Genomic DNA, 19,150 nt, shown 5'->3' with positions numbered 1-19,150 from the left:
AATATGATAGAGGTAGGTAACGTGTTGGTGCACGAGGATGTGATAAAGGAAAACTTTGTTTGCAATTTAAACAAATGCAAAGGCGCCTGTTGCCTGGAAGGCGACTCGGGGGCTCCCCTGAATGCCGACGAACTTGATATTTTAAAAGAAATATATCCAAAAGTAAAGCCTTACCTAACCGCCAAAGGTATCAAAACCATCGAAAAGGTGGGTACTTATGTAAAGGATTTTGAAGGCGATTACACCACCCCCTGTGTAGACACCAACAAAGAGTGCGCTTATGTGATTTGGGAAAACGGAATCACTAAATGCGGTATCGAAAAAGCTTATGAAGAAGGCGCTGTTACCTGGAAAAAACCCATCTCCTGCCATTTATATCCCATCCGCATTACTGCATACCCTGAATTTGATGTATTAAACTATGATCGCTGGAGCATTTGCAGCCCCGCCTGCACTTTTGGCGACGAACTAAAAGTACGTGTTCACGAGTTTTTAAAAGGCCCGCTGATCCGCAAATATGGTGCAGATTGGTACCAGGAATTGGAAAACGAAGTGGCAGGAAGGTAAGCGGGCTTACGGTTAGGGGTAAACTGCTTTGTTATGCTGTTTTAAGACGTTGAGGTCGATTTTAATTGCACTTTGCCTGGTTTCCCTTTTAAAAAGCCGACAATGTGTTTTAAGCGACTTATGGCTTTTGCACAAAATATTCTGTAAATTTGTTTGATACCAAAATGGAGGTTAAAATGAAACCCGAAATTACATTGCCACCAAATGGGCTATTCAAAACCCATAAAGCATATTCGCCCGAAGAAATACTTGCTGCGGGCGGGGCCACCGCTTTCGGTAAGAAATCAGGCAAAAACAATAAAAGTTTAATTAAGGCTTTGAAGAACGCCCCGCCGGCCGAGCCCTTCACCCAACAAGAATGGGATCAAACCATGCAGCAGCTAAAAGATTCTAAGTAGTAAATTTATTATTTGATACCAACATTATTTTAGCTCTAATCCGGTCAAATAATTACGATAATATTATAGGTTAAATAAATCCTGATAATGTGCCCGTTTATATTTCTGTGGTTTCAGAAGCTGAGATCAAATCAATTGCTATACAAAACAACTGGGGCATTAACCGGCGGAATAAACTTAACCTGTTTTTAGACAATATCAATATTGTTGAAATCAGCCAGATTTTTGTCAACACATACACGGAGATCGACAGTTATTCTCAACGTCGAAATCCTGCTTTTGTTGATTATCCTTTCTCTACCCATCGGAACATGGGCAAAAATGATTTATGGATTGCTTCATTAGCTGCGTTGCTTGGGTTACAACTTGTTACCACCGATGGAGATTTTGACCATTTAAACGGCGTGTTTTTTGATGTGCAAAAGCTAACACCTACATTGTAAAACAGTATAGTAAACAAGCACCGGCTTAATTTACTTAAAGTTGAAATCTTATGGTGACTATCAAAAATTTGCTAGGTCATACAAAAGCTTTAAAACATGCCCACCAACTCTTTCAAATGCCCTATCTGTACGGGTACATCGTTGGGCTTTGGTGCATTAAAAGGATTAAAATAAATAGCATCCATACCAAACCCTAAAGCGCCGTAAATATCGGCTTCCAGGCTATCGCCAATCATGACGCTTTCTTTTTTGTTGGCTCCTGCAAGGTCTATCGCATGCTGAAATATAGCTTTATCGGGTTTGTTGACACCTACATCCTCAGAAATGATAATGTTTTTAAAATAGCCCGCCAGGTTGCTGCCTGCAATTTTTATCCGGGTGGAGTCTTTAAATCCGTTGGAGATGAGGTGTAACGTATATTTTGATTGCAGATAAGCGAGGGTTTCATGGGCGTGCGGAAACAGGTTTGTTTTTGTAGGGCACAACTGCACATAGGCATCCTCAAAATCAACAGGCATCAGGTCGGGGTGCAGGCCAAGATCGGTAAAGGTGCGTTTAAAACGTGCATCACGCAGTTCGTCTTTAGTGATTTGCCCGGTATGGTATTGTGCCCAAAGCTGGTGGTTATTGCGCGTATAAGTTTCAATAAACAAGCCGGCAGAAGTAAGGCCGATACGTTCCAACTGGTGAAGGTGATAAAGTTCATGCAAAGCCTCCTCCGCATTTTTATCAAAATCCCAGATGGTATGATCAAGATCGAAAAAGATGTGCTTTTTGATTTCAGATTGATTTTTCATTTGGATATTATGCATTTGCGATACGAAGGGACAACATCCGCCAGTCAATTATCCGTCGCCCTGCAAAGTTCGTTATTAGATTGGTTGTCGCTACCTTTTTTTGTTTTTTTAACATTAACAGCTGATTCGCCCTCAAAATATAACCGCGGCAACCCGGGCGTAAATAAGCCTTCATTTCGCCGGCCATATTCTGTCTCAAATCTCATATCAACATCTCATATCTCCTTCGGCGATATCCAAAAGTTATTGTATCCCAACCCTATTTGAATATCGATGAGTTCCTGTTGCAGCATCTCCAATACGGCCAAAAAATTGTATACAAAATGTACCTTATTTTCCGACTCTTTGGCCAACGCCTTAAAATCAAGCATCTTGTTGATTTTAAGTAGATCGGCTACAGCCTGCTTTTGTTTTTCGATGGTGTAGGGGTATTGCACTACCGTGTGTTTTACCTCTTCGCTGCGGTTAAGGTAGTTGCGCATTAGCCGTTCATGCACCATCATAAGCTTGTACAGGCTTATTTCTGATAGCTCTTCGCCGGGGAGCACTACTTTTTCTACCTGCTCCAGGTCATGTTTAATATTACCCCGTTTTTCCTGTTTAAAACGCTCTTCTTCATATGGCCGTAGTTCGTCGCACAGTTCCTTAAACTTTTTATATTCTATCAGCTTACGAATCAGGTTTTCCTTGGTATCGGTATCATCTGCGGCATTTTCGGCCTCGTAGCGGGGCAACAGCATTTTGGCCTTAATGCGCATCAGGGTTGCGGCAACAAATATAAACTCGCTGGCCAGCTCCATGTTCAGGCTGGTCATCTGGTGAATATAGTTCAAAAAATCGTCGGCAATTTTGGCAATAGGAATATCGTGGATCTCAAGCTCATCGCGCTCAATAAAAAACAGCAGCAGATCAAACGGACCTTCAAACTGGGGTAATCGTATGGCAAAGCTGTCGTCGGTCATGACTGTAAAAATAGGGAAGGAGAATCAAGAATCAAGAATCAGGAATCAAGATTTTTTGAATAGGTAGTCAACGTATACAAAAGGCGGTTTTGTCTTGGCTCTTGATTCTTAACTCTTGGTTCTTTTTAAATTGCCGATTAAAGCTAACAAGGGTGCTTCTGTCTTGATTCTTGGCTCTTGATTCTTGACTCTAACTCCGGGCTCTTTTTAATACAAATCGATATGCTTTATTTATAAATAATTAGTTTACTTTGTAGGTTAAATACAGATTACAAATGTCAATGCAGGTACCGGCCGGAGATTTATTGTCGAAAATAAATTACCCTTCTGATTTAAAGCAACTTAGCGAAGATCAACTTGAACAAGTTTGCCAGGAGCTGCGCCAGTATATCGTCGATGTAGTATCGGTAAATGGTGGCCATTTTGCCGCCAGCCTGGGTGTTGTTGAGCTTACCGTGGCATTGCAATACGTTTTAAACACCCCTTACGACCAATTAGTTTGGGATGTAGGGCACCAGGCTTACGGCCATAAAATACTCACAGGGCGCCGCGAAGCATTTCACACCAACAGGATTTATAAAGGCATCAGCGGTTTTCCCAAGCGATCTGAAAGCGAATATGATACTTTTGGTGTTGGCCACTCGTCAACATCTATATCTGTTGCTTTGGGAATGGCCGTGGCATCGCATTACAAAGGCGAAACCGACAGGCAGCACGTTGCCGTTATTGGCGATGGCGCCATGACAGCAGGTATGGCCTTCGAAGCTTTGAACCATGCCGGTATCGAAAACTCCAACCTGCTGGTGATCCTGAACGACAATAACATGTCTATCGATCCTAATGTAGGTGCTTTGAAGGAATACCTTACGGATATTACTACTTCAAAACCCTATAACCGTTTCAGGGATGATATTGCACACGTGCTGGCCAAGCTATCGGCTATTGGCCCTGATGCATTTAAAATAGCCCAAAAGCTTGAAAAAAGCATAAAAGGAACCCTGCTTAAACGGAGCAACTTTTTTGAAGCATTAAAATTCAGGTATTTTGGGCCGATAGACGGGCACGATGTAAACCACCTGGTAAAAGTTTTAAAAGATCTGCGCGATATTCCGGGCCCTAAAATATTACATTGCGTTACCACCAAGGGTAAGGGCTACGCCCTGGCCGAAAAAGACCAGACCAAGTGGCATGCCCCCGGTTTATTTGATAAAATTACCGGCGAGATAAAGAAAGCCAAATACGATAAACCACAGCCACCTAAATACCAGGATGTGTTTGGCCATAGCATCATTGAACTGGCCGAGCAAAACCCTAAAATAATGGGTATTACGCCGGCTATGCCATCAGGCTGTTCATTAAACCTGATGATGAAGGCGATGCCTAACCGTGCTTTTGACGTGGGTATTGCCGAGCAGCACGCCGTAACTTTCTCGGCCGGCCTGGCAACACAGGGTCTGGTTCCGTTTTGTAATATCTACTCCAGCTTTATGCAAAGGGCGTATGACCAGGTGATACACGATGTGGCCATACAAAAACTAAATGTCGTGCTTTGTCTTGACCGTGCCGGTTTTGCAGGTGCCGATGGCCCAACCCACCACGGCGCTTATGATCTGGCCTATATGCGTTGCATCCCGAATATGACGGTATCGGCGCCAATGAACGAGGAAGAGCTGCGTAACCTGATGTACACAGCCCAGCAGGAAAACATGGGCCCCTTTGTAATAAGGTACCCGCGTGGTAACGGGGTGATGGTTGATTGGCAACGCCCGTTCAAAGCGATACCTGTGGGCAAGGGCCGAAAAATTTGCGACGGCGAAGATGTGGCGATACTATCTATCGGCGCCATCGGGAACGAGGCTGTAAAAGCTATAGCCGCGCTAAATAACGAAGGCTACTACCCGGCTCATTACGATCTGCGTTTTGTAAAACCGCTTGACGAGGCCCTGCTGCATGAAGTATTCAGGAAATTTGATAAAGTAATTACCGTTGAAGACGGTTGCCTTGAAGGCGGTATGGGTAGCGCGGTACTGGAGTTTATGGCCGATAACGGCTATCAGAAAACCCAGGTGAAACGCTTAGGCATACCCGACAGGATAGTTGAGCATGGCGAGCAGCCCGAGCTTTGGGCCGAATGTGGTTTTGATGCAGACGGAATTGCCAGGCAGGTTAAAAACTTAGGCGCACAGCGCAACGCGCATACAATAGCATCGTAAAAAAATAAAAGTATAATTTACGCCCCCTTTATACAAGCGGTATGGTGTGGAATGATCTTTAAAATGGCAATGTCCACACCTCAAAGGCCCGGGCCGGCAAGAGCGGGGAGCGAAAGGGGAACTATTTCCTGAGCGTAGCGAAAGATCTTCGGCACGCTATAACTGCGATTAGCCTATCGGAATGCTACGATCGGAGATTTCTCTTCGATTGTTCGACAGTAGATATATTTACACGTTTACATGCATATGCTGAAGCTTTATGATATGTATAGGGCGCATGTATTGCTTTTTACTTTAAAATGCCAAAACCATAGCAATCTTATAAAAAAATTGAAGTTATATTAGCTGCAATTATATGAAAACATCTGTTACCTCATTGCTGCTGATATTTTGCCTGCAAACCGCTTTTTCACAAACGCAAATCCTTCCAAAATTTTTGCGTAAAATGTATTTAAACAAGGATAGCACAAAAAAAAGCAGCTTTGTGATTTTACCTGTACTGAGCTCCGCGCCCGAAACCGGCCTTGAAGCAGGAGGTGCGGGTTTATATTCTTTTTATACCGATTCGTTAAAAAGCAGCACCCGGGTATCAAATATTTTTGGTTACGCCACGATTACCACAAAAGGACAAAGCCGCTTAAGCTTAAATACCAGCTACTGGACTCCCAACAATGGTTATCATTATACTGCCGGTATTAGCTTCATCAACTTTCCGGTTAACTTTTATGGTATTGGCAATAATACCCGTAGTACCGATGTAGTACGTATAGGCTTTAAACGGACTAAGGCATATTTAGGGGTCGAAAAAAAACTGACTGATAACTTATATGCGGGTATAGTAGCAGGCGCTATTCAATACAGAATCCCTCCGGAACCAACCAATACTATTTTTTACACCGACCGGAGGGTTGAAAACCACGGCGGCGGCAGCAATATCTATCTTGGCCCAAGCATCACATTTGACAGCCGCAATAACAATACCTATACTACAAAAGGTATGATAATTACAAGTTCGTTTGAGATAATTAAGGGCTTTGGCAATAAAGGTTATGACGGCGGCTTTTTAAATATAGAGTACTCGCAGTTTTTTGCTTTAACAAAAAAGCTGGTTTTAGGTGTAGATATACAGGAGCAAAGCCTTACCGGCCGTAGTTCGCCGTTTTATTGGTTGCCGGCGTTGGGGAATGACGAACTCATGCGCGGCTATTACAACGGCCGTTACCGCGACCGAAACCTGCTTGCCGGCCAAACTGAACTGCGCTACCGCCTAAGCCAGCGCATTGGTGTTGTAGGTTTTGTGGGCACCGGCGAAGTTTTTAATAAAAGCTTCAGCTGGGCACAATTAAAACCTAATTATGGCGGTGGTGTACGCTACTTTTTCGATATTGAAAAAGGTATCAGCGTGCGTGCCGACTACGGAATAGGCCAAAAAAATCCGGGCGAAAAAAGGCAAAGTGGTTTTTACGTAGCATTGGGACAGGCGTTCTAACATCATAACGTATTTCGGTTTACATAAACATCGTTTTGAACACCGGCTACACAACTTTTTCAATTTGTTTCAACGTCCGAAGTTGACATGCCACTCATCGTGAGTTTCATTTATTCAACAAAAAACCCGGCGTTAACCGGGTTTCTGTGTCTTTATTTCTTTGTCCAAACATTATTGTCCGGGTTGTAATCCGGTAAAACTTTGTCGGGATCGTAGGTAACAGATTCTATTTCTTCTGTCGATGGATATTTAAACGTCCAGGTAGCATTGCGTTCCCAAACTTCGACAGGCAGTTTCAGCCTATCTACTTTACCGCTTTTTGTTTTTATTTCCAGTATAACCGGCATTGCCATTTTACCAAGATTATCAACGGTTATCATGGCTCCTTTTGAGGCATCGTTATCAACATACTTGACATCGCTCACGGCAACATCCAAACGCCAGTTGTTCAGGAACCAGCCTCTCCAGAACCATTGCAGGCTCTCGCCGGATGCATTTTCCATGGTGCGGAAAAAGTCATCAGGTGTTGGGTGTTTAAATGCCCAACGTTTGATATAGGTTTGGAATGCGAAATCAAAACGTTCGGGGCCTAAAATTTGCTCGCGCAATAAGGTAAGGCCGGCACCTGGTTTTGAATATAGTAATGTACCGGTGTTCCTTTCTTTAAGGTTAGCGGGCTGGCTTAGCATCGGCTCCAGGCCGGGCCGGGTATAGGTATCGCCAATTTTATGCATATCGCCAGGTTTGCGGGCATACTCCCCGTTGTTAAAATCAGCAGTCGAAAGAGTATTGATAAAAGTATTGAAACCTTCATCCATCCAACCGTATAAACGCTCATTTGAGCCCACAATCATCGGGAACCAGGTGTGGCCAAACTCATGGTCGTTAACGCCCCAAAGGCCGGCTTTTTTGGCCCTGTACCCGCAGAACACAATACCCGGATATTCCATACCACCAACAATGCCTGCAACTGCGGCGGCGGCAGGATAAGGAAATTCAAACCATTTTTTGGAGTTATATTCGATAGATTTTTTTACATATTCTGTTGAGCGGGCCCAGGCATCGATTCCATCACTCTCAACCGGGTATGCCGAAATAGCGATAGACTTTTTACCGCTTGGCAAATCCATTTTGGCGGCATCAACAATAAACGCGGCCGATGAAGCCCATGCAGCATCCCTCGCGTTTTTTATTTTAAAGTGCCATGTAAGTGTTGATTTACCGGCTGGCCGCGATTTAGGATCGGTAACCTCAGCTGCCGAACGGATAACTACCGTTTTTTCGCTCGCGGCGGCTTGTGCCCAGCGTTTTTGTTGTTCGGGTGTGTAAACCTCGGCTGGGTTCAATAATTCGCCAGAAGCCACTACAATGTGGTTTGCCGGGGCGGTAATGCTCAGGTCAAAATCGCCGTATTCCAGGTAAAACTCACCCGGGCCTGTGTAAGGCTGCGTATTCCATCCCATTACTTCATCGTACACACACATACGCGGGTACCACTGGGCTACGGTATAAATTTTGCCGTTTTTTGACGCTTTATCATCCAGGTATCCCATACGGTCAGATCCGTAGTTAGGAGATACAAATGAATATTCAATCTTCAACTTTACAATACCACCATTGGCAGTTACCTGTTTTGGCAAAAATACTTGCATGCGGGTATCACTTACCAGGAATTTAACATCGGTGGCAATACCTTTTGCATCAACAGCTTTTACAGATTTTATTTTATAACCTGCTTCAAATGCTTCGCCACGGCCCCAGTTACGGCTGCCGGTTGGCGGAACGATTGCCGTACCGCGCGAATCTAACTTAAACAAATTCTGATCCAGCTGCATCCACAAAAAGCTTAAGTTTTGCGGGCTGTTGTTGGTGTAAGTTAAAATTTCGGAGCCGGTAATCAGGTTGCTTTTGTCATCCAGTGTGGCGGCCAAAGCGTAATCAGCACGATTTTGCCAATATTTTGGACCGGGCTGCCCATCGGCTGCGCGGAACTCGGTACCATTTTTAGTATAAAATGGAGGGCCAAAGGTTTCATGATAACTGTAATCAGATGCCGGCGCGGCTGTTGGAGGAGGGGTTGGCGCCTGTTGTGCGTTAACGGCAGCAAAAGCCATCATAAAGGCCGTACTTAAACCGGCCATTAGTTTTAAATTCATTTCAGTCAATTTTGAGAATACAAAGCAAGTATACACAAAAAAGCTTTTTTAAACCGCCCGTAAAATGATTGTTACGCGTTTGTTAATTAGTAAATGACTGAATTAGTGAATTATTGATTTTTCTTGCAATAACCTATTAATCAGGTAGATTTAATTTAGTTTGACTAACCCTACTTCCCCAAAAAATGATCTTCATAAACCTTCTCATCAAAGCCAAAAAACAGGAAACCGCCATCTTCAATAACCGGGCGTTTAATCATGCTGGTTTTTTGTTGTAATAATTGCAGGGCGTCGGTATTTGTTTTAACGCTGTCTTTTACTTCCGGGTCAAGCTGTTTCCAGGTTAGGCCTTGCTTGTTCATGAATTTTTCATATCCGGCTTTTGTGTCCCATTCCTGTAGCTTTTGGGTGCTAACGCCCAGTTTTTTAAAATCCTGGAAATCGTAATCTACTTTGTTTGCTTTAAGCCAGTCGAGGGCTTTTTTTACTGTATTGCAATTGGTAATTCCGTAAACTTTCATACCGCAAATCTATTGATTTCCGCCGCCACTTTTGCTACCGCCGCCTTTGGTATCATCATTATTGATACCACGCTGGTTCTTTTTAATATCACCATTAAGTTTACCAAATTTATAGTTAAGCCTTATGGCAAAATTACGGTAAGGGTTGGTGCCGCTGTATGTATTGTAAAAATCATTGGAGCGGGTATAGCCATGATAGGTACGATATTTACTGTAGGGATTATTAGCAACCAGCGACACGGTAAACGTCTTCTTGAAAAATTCCTTCGAGGCCACATACGAGTTAAATATAAAATTGCTTGATTTTCCCTGCAGCGTTACATCGCCGCTAAAGAAACCCGCGTCAAGCGCCAGCCGGTAGCCGCCATCAAATTTATAGGCAAGGTTTCCGAAAGCACGGCCGGTATAGCCGTCGTTGGTATAAAAGCTGCCATTATAGGTGCCTTTCAGCCAAATGTGCGAAATTTCGCCATTAATGCTAACGGTAAACTTTTTAGTAATATTAAAATTGGTATTCAGGTTTAAGCCAAGGGTACGATTGCTGCCTAAGTTTTGATAGGTGGTATAGGTAACGGTATCAATCAGGGTACTCACATTTTGGATGGAGTTATTGGAGAACGCGTAGCTTAACCCGGCGTTAATTGATCCTTTTGAAAAATTACTGTAAGTAAGCTCAAACGTATTGTTAAGTTCGGGCCGCAACTGCGGGTTACCGGTAGTTACAAACTTAGGGTTTGAATTATCAACAAAAGGATTAAGCTGGTATATGCCCGGGCGCTGAATGCGTTGGGTAAATCCAAAATTGAAACTGCTTGTTTTAAAACTGCGTTGTATGGATACTGATGGGATAAGGTTGTTGTATCCCCTGTCCAGCGGTGTGCCGGTAAAATCGGCGTTTACTTGGGTATGCTCCAGGCGTAAACCGCCTTTGGCTGTCCATTTGGTAAATTTAACCTGGTAGGAGTTGTAGGCGCTGTATACATCCTGGTGGTAATCAAATGTATTGGTTTGACTGGCATCAATAACATAATCTCCGGTGCCGGCATCCTGGTTCTCGCGCCTGTAATCGCTAAAATTATTGCGCAGGATAACTTTACCGCCGGCTTCCAGGTTCACTTTTTTAAAGGGGTAAACATAATCTAACTGAAAGGTATGCTCTTTATTACCCGCGTTATTATACTGCCTGAAATTTGGATTATTGGTGGCATCAAAATTCACTCTTTCGCTAAAACTATTGCTATTGTACTGATTACTTGGCGAGTAGCTGTATTTATAGGATGCAGTAAGTAACTCGTCCTTTTTGTTTTTGAAGCCTAACTGGTAATTAACAGATATGTCTGTTCCCTTATCGTGGTTTACCCCGTCATTTAAGCTGCGGTAAGCCTGGGCAACACTACCATCGCTTTTTATTTGTGTAGATGCCTGATCGCCTGCCTGGTTAAAATTCCCCCTAAAAAGTTCAAACGAACCGGTAAGCAGGTTCAAACTATCCAACTCGTAACTTAATTCGGCATTGGCATATTTGTATTTACCCTCAAACGAACCATTGCCATTTTGATTCAATACCGATTGTGTAAGATTTTGCGTTTGCGAACTTTGGGTACTATTGCTAACCCGGTTTTGATTACCAAAACCTGCATAGCCCGACAAACCGAACTTGCCTTGCTTTACTGTAGCATTTAAGTTATATCCCGGCCCCCAAATGCTGTTAAAGCGCGAATTGATACTGCCATTATAACCCTGGTCGGCATTTTTTTTGGTGATGATATTGATAATGCCCGATAAACCCTCCGCGTCGTATTTTGCCGGTGGTGTGGTAATCACTTCTATCCTTTCAATATTGGTAGCTGGCATCGCTTTTAACACATCCGACGGATTTTTAGCCATCAGGGCTGATGCTTTTCCGTTTACCAATATCTTGTAATTACCGCTCCCTTTTAGCTTGATCTTGTCGTCACCATCAACCGATAGCAAAGGTACCTTACGCATCATATCCAGTGCAGATATCGCTTTACTTTCAGGGTCGGCCTGTACATCATAAGTAAGCCGGTCAACCTCCTGTTTCATGACAGGCCTTACAGCGGTAATGCTCACCTCGCCCAATTGCTTGCTGGCTGCCGACATATATATCTTGCCCGCATCAACGGAAGGCCCGGCAGATTTTACAGGAAACGTTTTAGTGGCAAAGCCAACAAATGCTACTGCCAGCTGATAGGTTTTACCTTCGGGTGCTTTAAGCTCAAAGCTGCCGTCGTCCTTTGTAAGGGTGCTTTTTACGGAGGCCTTTGTGCCTGCATCCTGTAAAACAACGGTAACATAACCCAACGGCTTATTTGCGGCCGAATCAATAACAACACCTTTAAAAATGATGTTGGCGGGGCCGGGGGCTTGCGCTATCGCCAGTATGGAGAAACAACAGCAAATTACTGTTAGTAAAAATTTATACATAAGGAATTTAGGTGATATGACGCGGCAAGATACCCATGTGTTGCAACACGGGACAACTATTTAACACTTTTTAACTAATTGGTTAGTTGTCAGCCGGTAAATTTTTTATTTGTTAAACCTGGTCATGGTTAGTTCGGTGCCGATGGTACAAAAACTCTTAACCATTTCTATCGACCGGTCAACTAGCGCAGGCAGTTCGGGTTTTTCGTCATCATCAAAACCACTCAAAACATAATCAACCTGCCTGCCTTTCGGGAAGTTATCACCCACTCCAAAACGCAGGCGCGCGTAATTGTTATGGCCAAGTGTAGCCTCAATATGTTTTAAGCCATTGTGCCCTGCAGCGCTGCCTTTAGGTTTTAAGCGCAGGGTGCCTAAAGGCAGGGCAATATCATCAACAATAACCAGCACATTTTCCAGCGGGATCTTTAAGTCTTTCATCCAATGGTTCAGCGCTTTACCACTTAGGTTCATGAAGGTAGTAGGTTTAATGAGGCAAAGGGTACGGCCTTTGAAAGATACTTCGGTATAATAGGCCAGCCGCATATTATAAAACTTAGCCCCTTCCTGTTTAGCCAGTTCATCAAGTACCATAAAACCGATATTATGCCTGGTATCTGCATATTCGGGCCCTATATTTCCAAGTCCTACTATTAAGTATTTCATTTGAGGGGCAAAGATAAAAGATTTTTAGATTAAGGATTTGATGGGCTGAAGCATGGGCAGGGAAATCGCGTTTAAAATCAAGAAAAAAAGGAGGCACCTACGGAGCCAAAAAAAGAGACACTTTTCACTATAAACACATAACTCCGCTGGAGTTGAAAATAGTCGGCGAATCATTGACTCCAGCGGAGTCTCGTGTTTATAGTAAAGGAAAGCTAAAAGCCAGGTTCCGTAGGTGTCTCCTCTTTAAAAGCGATTTCGCTGGAAGTGCGGGCAGGGACATCGCTTTTAAGCTCACAAAAGAGTAATTTGTTTTGCGCAAAGATGCTGAAGGTGCTAAAAAAGTTATGAGTTGTTTTATTTAGCAATCTTCGCCAAAAATCCGTTTACTGTACAGCTTTTCTACCGGCTATAACCTGGTGGGCCATTTTGGGTAGGTTTACATTGCCGCTGTGGCTTTCAAAATTGATTTTATGATAGTTAATTAACCAGGTATCGTCATGCTTTGCCAGCTTGGTGTGGTAAGTTGCAGTAACGGTCCAAACCTGGTCGTCAAGAAAATGATCGGTTACTGTACTATAAAAAACATCGGCTGCCTTACCATTAAGCTGAACCCTGAATGCCGAAAGCTGGTGATGGGTTTTATCGAAACCGGGCAAAAACGAAGCCCAGTTATCTACTACCTGTGCCGGGGAAAGTTCGATTGGGCCTAAACCGCTCATTGATGAGTAATCGACCATAACCACAGGGGCCAATGTGCTTTCTATCAGCGCCCAGTCACGGTCATCCGCACCTTTAAATAAATTAGTAACCGTATTGATTATTTTATTGCCTTCCATGGTATTTAGATGTAAAGCTATCGAATTTGTTTCAAACCAATAGATAAATCAATAAATACCCTTAAAAACATGCATACATGAGGCAATTAACAAACTGATACTACCTGGCGTATTGCTTTACCAACCTATCAACTATTTGCGCGGTTTCGTCCGGAAAATCTACAATGATCTTTTTATCGTCGTTAATCCATTTAGTTAAGTGGCCTCCAAAGGTATCATTGATTTCGGCAACTACCGGAACGCCCAGCTTCGAGGCCGACAGGGCGTTGCATTGCTGTTCGTATTGGCCTTTCATGGGTATCATCATTACCTTTTTTCCAAGGAATAGCGCCTCGGCAGGGCCTTCAAACCCTCCACCGGTTAGCAGGCCTTCGCAACTGGCCAGGCTTTTGTTAAAGGCTTCGTTATTTACCGGGAATATTTCTACGTTGCCGGCTTGCATGGGCGTTTTTTGCCGCTTTGAAAACACCTGCCATTTCACATCTTTTACAGCACCTAAATGTTTCAATAGTGTTTTATCATCATAAGCGGGCAGGTAAACACTGTAATGCCCCAGGTTGCTGGTTTGCATCTGGCGAATCTCGCTGCGGATAACCGGCGTATTTATAAAGGTATCGTAACGCTCAAAATGGAAGCCTACATGATAGGTAGTGGGCGAATAATTTTTTAACAGCCATTGCGCAAAGGGATCCTTTTTTTCGGGCCGGGGCGTATTTGGCGATACAAAGGAACACTGATGGCTTAACGATACTGAGGGCACACGCTGAAATTTACAGGCCCAGGCGCTTACTGGTTCAAAATCATTAATCACCAAATCGTATTGTTTTAGGGGGAGGTGGCGCAAGTCGTGCCAAAACCGGCGCAGGTTCATAATTTTCCAGGTTGCCCAGTTGTCAACCCCGCCATTGGTGCCAAAAACAAAACTAACCCCATGAAACCTGTATTTCAAAGGTTGTGATAATGATACCTCGGCCTCGGTACCGCTCACCAGCAGGTCAACCTCGCCATACTGCTGTAATAAAGGAACAATTTCGCGGGCCCGGCTTATATGCCCGTTACCGGTTCCCTGTATGGCAAACAAAATTTTCATGTATATAGAATTGGGGGCAATTTAGCAAAAGGAAATGTTTTGGTGATATTAAAAAAGAAGCTAAAAGCAGAATGCAAAAAGCTTAAAGCTAAATAATGGATTTTCTATAAGATAAAAGAATGTTATGTGAAATTAATTAATAGATCCTATATAAATAACGAAAGATTTGATGGCGTTATCCAACGGGTTGATTTTGGGGTGAAGCATTTGCATAAGCGCCAGCATTTTTAAATTCGTAGCTTCCTGTAACTTAAATCCGTAGTAAGCATCTTATTGGGCATAAAAACATACCCATGTCCTTAGTCATAAAAAATCTTACTAAACAATATAACCAGCATAAAACCGGCCTTACCGATTATTCCGTTACCATCGAAAAAGGCGTACTGGGCCTGCTTGGCCCTAACGGCGCGGGTAAATCAACGCTGATGAAAATTATTGCCACTATTAGCAAACCTACAAAGGGCACTTTATTTTTAGATGGTGAGGATATTGTTGCCAATCCGGATAAAATCCGCAAAATATTGGGCTACCTGCCGCAGGATTTTGGGGTTTATCCCAACCTTAACGCCTACGAGTTTTTAGAATATATAGCAGCTATGAAAGGCGTAGGCGGCAATGGCTTACGTAAACGGATAGATATGCTGTTAGAAGGCGTTAATTTAACAGCCGATGCCAAACGCCCGATAGGTTCCTACTCCGGCGGGATGAAGCAAAGGATTGGTATTGCACAAGCGCTGCTGAATGATCCTAAAGTACTGATATTTGACGAACCCACCGTCGGGCTCGACCCCCGAGGAGCGGGTAAGGTTTCGCCAGCTGATATCTGACCTGGCCGACGATTGTATCATCATTCTTTCATCGCACATTGTATCAGACATTGAAACCATTGCCGATGAAGTTGCCATCATGAAAAACGGCATGCTGCTTAATAAGGCCGCGCAGCCGGATATTATTAAACTGGTTGATGGCAAAGTGTTTGAGGCGCTGGTGAACAACGACGAAGTTGCGGGCATCCGTACCAGGCACCAGGTTATTGATACCGGCCGGCAAAAGGATAAAACCCGGGTACGTTTTATTGACAGGGCCCCCCAGCCAGAGCCGGGTGCGGTAGCAGTAAATGCCACATTAGAAGACGCCTATTTGTTTTTAACACAAAATAACAATTAAGCGCCGTGAGATACATTTACAGTATTATTAAAGCCGATTATCTACAGCGCACACGCAGCTATGCTTTCCTGATTACCCTGGCTATTACTTTTTACGCGGCTTATTCTTTTGTACCGCCGCCAACGGCATCCTACACCACGTTAAACGTTGCCGGTTATAAGGGCGTTTATAATTCGGCCTGGGTAGGTTATGTTTCCGGGATGATGACAGCCATTATGCTTTCGCTTTATGGTTTCTTTTTGGTGAACGGCGGCATTAAAAAAGATATTGATACCGAGGTGGGCTTAATTATAGCTACCACGCCCATTACCAATTTTGGCTACCTGCTTAGCAAAATGCTGAGTAATTTACTGGTGCTGCTCACTATTGCCGGCTGCACTTTTGTGGTGAGTATCATCATGTTTTTTGTGCGCACCAGCGGATCGCCTTTTATCATCGGCAACTTTATTACCCCTTACCTGCTGTTTGTGGTGCCGGCCATATTTTTTGTATCGTCGCTGGCAATAGTGGCCGAGGTATTTTTAGGACGAAAAAGCATCTTACAGTACATCGCGTTCTTTTTCTTTTTTGGGGCCTTGATGGCTAATATTAATGGGCAAAAAAACGAGACCTTGTCTGTTCTTATTGATCCCTATGGCATCCGGACCATGACAACCAGTATCAAAAACCTGGTAAATACACAATATCATGAACATATAGAAGGTGTTAGCCTTGGCTTTACCTTTGGCGGTAAACGTGGCTTCCGGGTATTTGAGTGGAAGGGTATAACTATAACCGGCCTGTTTTTAGCAAGCCGCTTGCTGTGGCTCATGATATCATTAGGTTTGGTTTACCTGTCATCATTCTTTTTTCACCGTTTTGATTTTAAACAAGCTATAAGTAAAAAGAAAAAAGTGCTTGCCAATGAGCAAAAGCTTGCTATGCCTGCATTTGCAGCTACCGGCATCAGCCGCGCGCTGATGCCGCCTTTGGTTACAGATTACAGCATAATCCCGTTCATCAAAACCGAATTGCTTTTGTTGGTACGTAAAGGATCTAAATGGCTATGGCTTATTACTGCCGGAGCATCCTTAAGCATGTTGTTTGCTCCGGTGGCTGTTTCGCACCTGTATATATTGCCTGTGCTTTGGTTTTTACAGGTAACCCGCCTATCAGAACTGGCTACCAAGGAAGAAGCCAACCGCCTACATTATTTTACCTATGCATCCTACAAACCTTTACAGCGCATACTGCCTGCACAAATGTTGGCAGGTATTTTATTGGCTGTTGCATTAGCATTCCCGCTGATACTGCGTTATTTAATTGTTTCAAATGGCTATGCCATCTTCAATATCATCAGCGGGGCCGTTTGCATAGTTTTATTGGCTGTTTGCATTGGAATTATAAGCAAGGGTAAAAAACTGTTCGAGGTTATCTTCTTTTTGCTGACTTACATAATTACCCAGGCATTACCAGTTGCCGATTACCTGGGAGCGATGCCGCATGATAACCGGATAGTTTATATGGCTGTTATTTTGGGGTTGAACTTGTTTTTGGCATTGGTTAGTTTTGTGGTTAGGGGATACCAGTCGAGGCATTTGTAGATCACAAGGAAAGCCAGGCTTTATCTTCTGATGTTTTGAGCCAATCTTTAGATAAAACCTGTTCACTTAAAAGGTGAATTGAAATATGTTTTATTTCTTTATTTTCAAATTGGGTATAAGATATTATTGCTTTCTCCGGTAACTGAGGAGAGCCTTTGGACGGATTGACATCGTTGGAAAGCTTAACTACTTTTCTCATTCTATTAATGCGCCTTATAGCTCGCTATATCGTTATATATACTCCTGAACGAGCTGCGGATACCAAAACTCAGCATAGCTGTTTTATCATGAAACCGGTCATTCTTTTCGCTGCGGTAAAGGCCACCAAGTTCAATGCGCAGGTTATATTTGGGATTTAATAAATAAGCTATTTTGCCTTCCAGGAAAACCATGTTGGTGGTTAAACCCTGGCCGGTGTAGTTGCCATACTGTCTTGATGGGTCGAGGTATAGCTGAAAAAGGTCCTTACCATAATTTTGGCCGTTGATATCTAATCCATAATGTCCGTAATCAAGTTCCCCGCTAAAGTCAAACCGTTTGTACGAGTAATTTAGCAAGCCCGCAACCTCGCGCAGGTTTGCTCCCCATGGATGTGCTAATGGTTCGCCGTTATCGGTAAAATTTTGTACCGAGCTACGTTCTGAATAGGTGTATGGCTTAACGTTATTGGTTTCAATTAAATAGTTAAGCCCTTTAACGCTAAACAGGTTTGCTCCCCTGAAACCAATTTGCCAGGCATATTTGTTACGGGAACTGCCATTACTGGAGAAAAAGTTTTTACTTTCAAACTCATCTAACGCAAACTGACCATAAGCGGTAATGCCATCGGTAATTTTATACCTTGCGGTAAAACCCAGCAAAGCATTATCCGGCGATCCGTTTGAGGCCTCTACAGGTCTCAGGAATATCAAAGGGTTAATATAGGTAAAATCAAACCCGCGCTGGTGGCCGGCATCATCCTTGGCACCCCATATAATTGAATCAAAAAATCCGAAAGCAAAATGGTCGCTTACATTCCAATCTAAATAATGAAACACTGCGAATTTTTTTCGGTCGTTATTATCAACACGGGCAGATAAAGGATCATCCATATAAGTCCACATGGCCATGTACCTCACGTCGCCCAATGTGGCCGTTACTTTAAAAAACGGGTAGGGCGATGCATAATCAGATAAAAGCACCGACCGGTAGCCGTCACCAATAAACGTTTTATCGCGCCCGGCGCTTACATTTAAATATTTATTTGGCGTGTAAGATACCAATGCCGTAATGTACGACCAGCGGTACTCACTGCCATAAAGGCTGCCATACGCCTGGCCGCGTACTGTGCCTACCTGGTTGGTGTAAGTAGCAAGGTATTCTGGCAGCTGGGCCCGGTTTTCATATCCGGTTATGTTATAGGATAACTGGCTCCCCACTGTACCACCCAGTTGCAAGCCCAATGAGCCGAAACTTGTATTTTTTTTACCCGAAAAATCGCGGCTCAAATTAAAATCGGGCAGCAGGTCTGCATAAAAGGTAGCCTTATTGCTTTTTACGTCTATTTGGTGCTCGCTAAAAAAACGGCCTTTAAAACCACCTGCACTGTTCATCAGTGAATCGTAATGATGTTTCAGCAATGAGTCGTCCAAAAAAGGCTTTAAGGAACTATGCACACGGGTTTTGGTGGAGTAAACATCTTCGTTAAGTTTTTGATAAAACTGGTACGAATAGGGTTGATATTCAGACTGGGCTTTTACAATTCCACCTGTTAAAACAAATAATATAATGGCAGTAAATATTTTCTTCATATGTAGAATTGATAAATCAATTTT

18 protein-coding genes are annotated in these 19,150 nt (G+C 43.3%); 8 read left to right on the top strand and 10 right to left on the bottom strand.

From position 1 onward, the window contains the following. The first annotated feature begins 3 nt into the window (after nucleotides 1-3). The 3 genes from AC1DXF_RS13205 (at nucleotide 4) to AC1DXF_RS13195 (ending at nucleotide 1,408) form a co-directional block, all read left to right on the top strand. The gene (locus AC1DXF_RS13205) at nucleotides 4-567 is read left to right on the top strand and encodes a DUF3109 family protein (protein ID WP_090642297.1); all 564 of its coding nucleotides are present in this window, start codon (nucleotides 4-6) and stop codon (nucleotides 565-567) included. 176 nt (nucleotides 568-743) lie between these two features. Beyond that, complete coding sequence (locus tag AC1DXF_RS13200) at nucleotides 744-965, top strand: hypothetical protein (protein WP_477449205.1); 222 nt, start codon at nucleotides 744-746, stop codon at nucleotides 963-965. Nucleotides 966-1,072: 107 nt separating this feature from the next. Then, the gene (locus AC1DXF_RS13195; protein WP_477449204.1) at nucleotides 1,073-1,408 is read left to right on the top strand and encodes a type II toxin-antitoxin system VapC family toxin; all 336 of its coding nucleotides are present in this window, start codon (nucleotides 1,073-1,075) and stop codon (nucleotides 1,406-1,408) included. Nucleotides 1,409-1,497: 89 nt separating this feature from the next. On the opposite strand, the gene AC1DXF_RS13190 is transcribed toward AC1DXF_RS13195, so the two are convergent. Together AC1DXF_RS13190 and AC1DXF_RS13185 are read right to left on the bottom strand one after the other, a co-directional pair. Then, nucleotides 1,498-2,205 carry a YjjG family noncanonical pyrimidine nucleotidase gene (locus AC1DXF_RS13190; protein WP_477449203.1) on the bottom strand — a complete coding sequence of 236 codons (708 nt, stop codon included), beginning with the start codon at nucleotides 2,203-2,205 and terminating at the stop codon, nucleotides 1,498-1,500. A 215-nt stretch (nucleotides 2,206-2,420) separates the two neighbouring features. Next, nucleotides 2,421-3,167 carry a segregation and condensation protein A gene (locus tag AC1DXF_RS13185; protein ID WP_477449202.1) on the bottom strand — a complete coding sequence of 249 codons (747 nt, stop codon included), beginning with the start codon at nucleotides 3,165-3,167 and terminating at the stop codon, nucleotides 2,421-2,423. 281 nt (nucleotides 3,168-3,448) lie between these two features. On the opposite strand from AC1DXF_RS13185, the gene dxs reads away from it, so the two are divergent. Both dxs and AC1DXF_RS13175 read left to right on the top strand, forming a co-directional pair. Further along, the gene (dxs, locus tag AC1DXF_RS13180; protein WP_477449267.1) at nucleotides 3,449-5,380 is read left to right on the top strand and encodes a 1-deoxy-D-xylulose-5-phosphate synthase; all 1,932 of its coding nucleotides are present in this window, start codon (nucleotides 3,449-3,451) and stop codon (nucleotides 5,378-5,380) included. A 355-nt stretch (nucleotides 5,381-5,735) separates the two neighbouring features. Beyond that, a complete protein-coding gene (locus AC1DXF_RS13175; protein WP_477449201.1) occupies nucleotides 5,736-6,869 on the top strand; it encodes a BamA/TamA family outer membrane protein in 1,134 nt (377 codons plus the stop codon). A 152-nt stretch (nucleotides 6,870-7,021) separates the two neighbouring features. On the opposite strand, the gene AC1DXF_RS13170 is transcribed toward AC1DXF_RS13175, so the two are convergent. From AC1DXF_RS13170 to AC1DXF_RS13145, 6 genes are all read right to left on the bottom strand, one after another. Then, nucleotides 7,022-9,025 carry a M1 family metallopeptidase gene (locus AC1DXF_RS13170; RefSeq protein ID WP_477449200.1) on the bottom strand — a complete coding sequence of 668 codons (2,004 nt, stop codon included), beginning with the start codon at nucleotides 9,023-9,025 and terminating at the stop codon, nucleotides 7,022-7,024. A gap of 170 nt (nucleotides 9,026-9,195) precedes the next feature. Further along, entirely contained in the window at nucleotides 9,196-9,546 is a 351-nt protein-coding gene (locus tag AC1DXF_RS13165) for a Spx/MgsR family RNA polymerase-binding regulatory protein (protein ID WP_477449199.1), read from the bottom strand. A 9-nt stretch (nucleotides 9,547-9,555) separates the two neighbouring features. Next, entirely contained in the window at nucleotides 9,556-11,994 is a 2,439-nt protein-coding gene (locus AC1DXF_RS13160) for a TonB-dependent receptor (protein WP_477449198.1), read from the bottom strand. A 105-nt stretch (nucleotides 11,995-12,099) separates the two neighbouring features. Further along, nucleotides 12,100-12,660: an aminoacyl-tRNA hydrolase gene (gene pth / locus AC1DXF_RS13155; RefSeq protein WP_477449197.1), complete on the bottom strand. Its 561-nt coding sequence runs from the start codon at nucleotides 12,658-12,660 to the stop codon at nucleotides 12,100-12,102. Nucleotides 12,661-13,043: 383 nt separating this feature from the next. Continuing rightward, a complete protein-coding gene (locus AC1DXF_RS13150; RefSeq protein ID WP_477449196.1) occupies nucleotides 13,044-13,496 on the bottom strand; it encodes a nuclear transport factor 2 family protein in 453 nt (150 codons plus the stop codon). A gap of 100 nt (nucleotides 13,497-13,596) precedes the next feature. Next, entirely contained in the window at nucleotides 13,597-14,586 is a 990-nt protein-coding gene (locus AC1DXF_RS13145) for a glycosyltransferase family protein (protein WP_477449195.1), read from the bottom strand. Between the two features lie 293 nt (nucleotides 14,587-14,879). Here AC1DXF_RS13145 and AC1DXF_RS13140 point away from each other — a divergent pair, with 293 nt between their 5' ends. From AC1DXF_RS13140 to AC1DXF_RS13130, 3 genes are read left to right on the top strand one after another with little or no spacing between them, the layout of a single operon-like run. Beyond that, nucleotides 14,880-15,413, top strand: a complete 534-nt coding sequence (locus AC1DXF_RS13140; protein ID WP_477449194.1) for an ATP-binding cassette domain-containing protein — start codon at nucleotides 14,880-14,882, stop codon at nucleotides 15,411-15,413. After that, nucleotides 15,349-15,753, top strand: coding sequence for a hypothetical protein (locus AC1DXF_RS13135; protein WP_477449193.1), 405 nt, complete (start codon nucleotides 15,349-15,351; stop codon nucleotides 15,751-15,753). The genes AC1DXF_RS13140 and AC1DXF_RS13135 overlap by 65 nt, the downstream gene beginning before the upstream one ends. A gap of 5 nt (nucleotides 15,754-15,758) precedes the next feature. Next, a complete protein-coding gene (locus tag AC1DXF_RS13130; RefSeq protein ID WP_477449192.1) occupies nucleotides 15,759-17,336 on the top strand; it encodes a hypothetical protein in 1,578 nt (525 codons plus the stop codon). Between the two features lies 1 nt (nucleotide 17,337). Here the strand turns inward: AC1DXF_RS13130 and AC1DXF_RS13125 are convergent, their stop codons facing one another. Together AC1DXF_RS13125 and AC1DXF_RS13120 are read right to left on the bottom strand one after the other, a co-directional pair. Then, complete coding sequence (locus AC1DXF_RS13125; protein WP_477449191.1) at nucleotides 17,338-17,535, bottom strand: hypothetical protein; 198 nt, start codon at nucleotides 17,533-17,535, stop codon at nucleotides 17,338-17,340. A gap of 4 nt (nucleotides 17,536-17,539) precedes the next feature. Then, the gene (locus tag AC1DXF_RS13120; protein ID WP_477449190.1) at nucleotides 17,540-19,126 is read right to left on the bottom strand and encodes a gliding motility protein RemB; all 1,587 of its coding nucleotides are present in this window, start codon (nucleotides 19,124-19,126) and stop codon (nucleotides 17,540-17,542) included. Nucleotides 19,127-19,150: the final 24 nt, after the last annotated feature.

This window comes from Mucilaginibacter sp. P2_A5 (genome assembly GCF_056404995.1).
The sequence above is the reverse complement of the archived record's forward strand: the minus strand, read 5'-3'. Positions and strand labels throughout refer to the sequence as shown.

Coding starts and splice junctions, on each gene's coding strand:
- dxs (WP_477449267.1), top strand. CDS start 3,449: ATGCAGGTACCGGCCGGAGATTTATTGTCGAAAATAAATTACCCTTCT.
- AC1DXF_RS13205 (WP_090642297.1), top strand. CDS start 4: ATGATAGAGGTAGGTAACGTGTTGGTGCACGAGGATGTGATAAAGGAA.
- AC1DXF_RS13170 (WP_477449200.1), bottom strand. CDS start 9,025: ATGAATTTAAAACTAATGGCCGGTTTAAGTACGGCCTTTATGATGGCT.
- AC1DXF_RS13145 (WP_477449195.1), bottom strand. CDS start 14,586: ATGAAAATTTTGTTTGCCATACAGGGAACCGGTAACGGGCATATAAGC.
- AC1DXF_RS13185 (WP_477449202.1), bottom strand. CDS start 3,167: ATGACCGACGACAGCTTTGCCATACGATTACCCCAGTTTGAAGGTCCG.
- AC1DXF_RS13120 (WP_477449190.1), bottom strand. CDS start 19,126: ATGAAGAAAATATTTACTGCCATTATATTATTTGTTTTAACAGGTGGA.
- AC1DXF_RS13175 (WP_477449201.1), top strand. CDS start 5,736: ATGAAAACATCTGTTACCTCATTGCTGCTGATATTTTGCCTGCAAACC.
- AC1DXF_RS13125 (WP_477449191.1), bottom strand. CDS start 17,535: ATGAGAAAAGTAGTTAAGCTTTCCAACGATGTCAATCCGTCCAAAGGC.
- AC1DXF_RS13200 (WP_477449205.1), top strand. CDS start 744: ATGAAACCCGAAATTACATTGCCACCAAATGGGCTATTCAAAACCCAT.
- pth (WP_477449197.1), bottom strand. CDS start 12,660: ATGAAATACTTAATAGTAGGACTTGGAAATATAGGGCCCGAATATGCA.
- AC1DXF_RS13190 (WP_477449203.1), bottom strand. CDS start 2,205: ATGAAAAATCAATCTGAAATCAAAAAGCACATCTTTTTCGATCTTGAT.
- AC1DXF_RS13140 (WP_477449194.1), top strand. CDS start 14,880: ATGTCCTTAGTCATAAAAAATCTTACTAAACAATATAACCAGCATAAA.
- AC1DXF_RS13150 (WP_477449196.1), bottom strand. CDS start 13,496: ATGGAAGGCAATAAAATAATCAATACGGTTACTAATTTATTTAAAGGT.
- AC1DXF_RS13160 (WP_477449198.1), bottom strand. CDS start 11,994: ATGTATAAATTTTTACTAACAGTAATTTGCTGTTGTTTCTCCATACTG.
- AC1DXF_RS13165 (WP_477449199.1), bottom strand. CDS start 9,546: ATGAAAGTTTACGGAATTACCAATTGCAATACAGTAAAAAAAGCCCTC.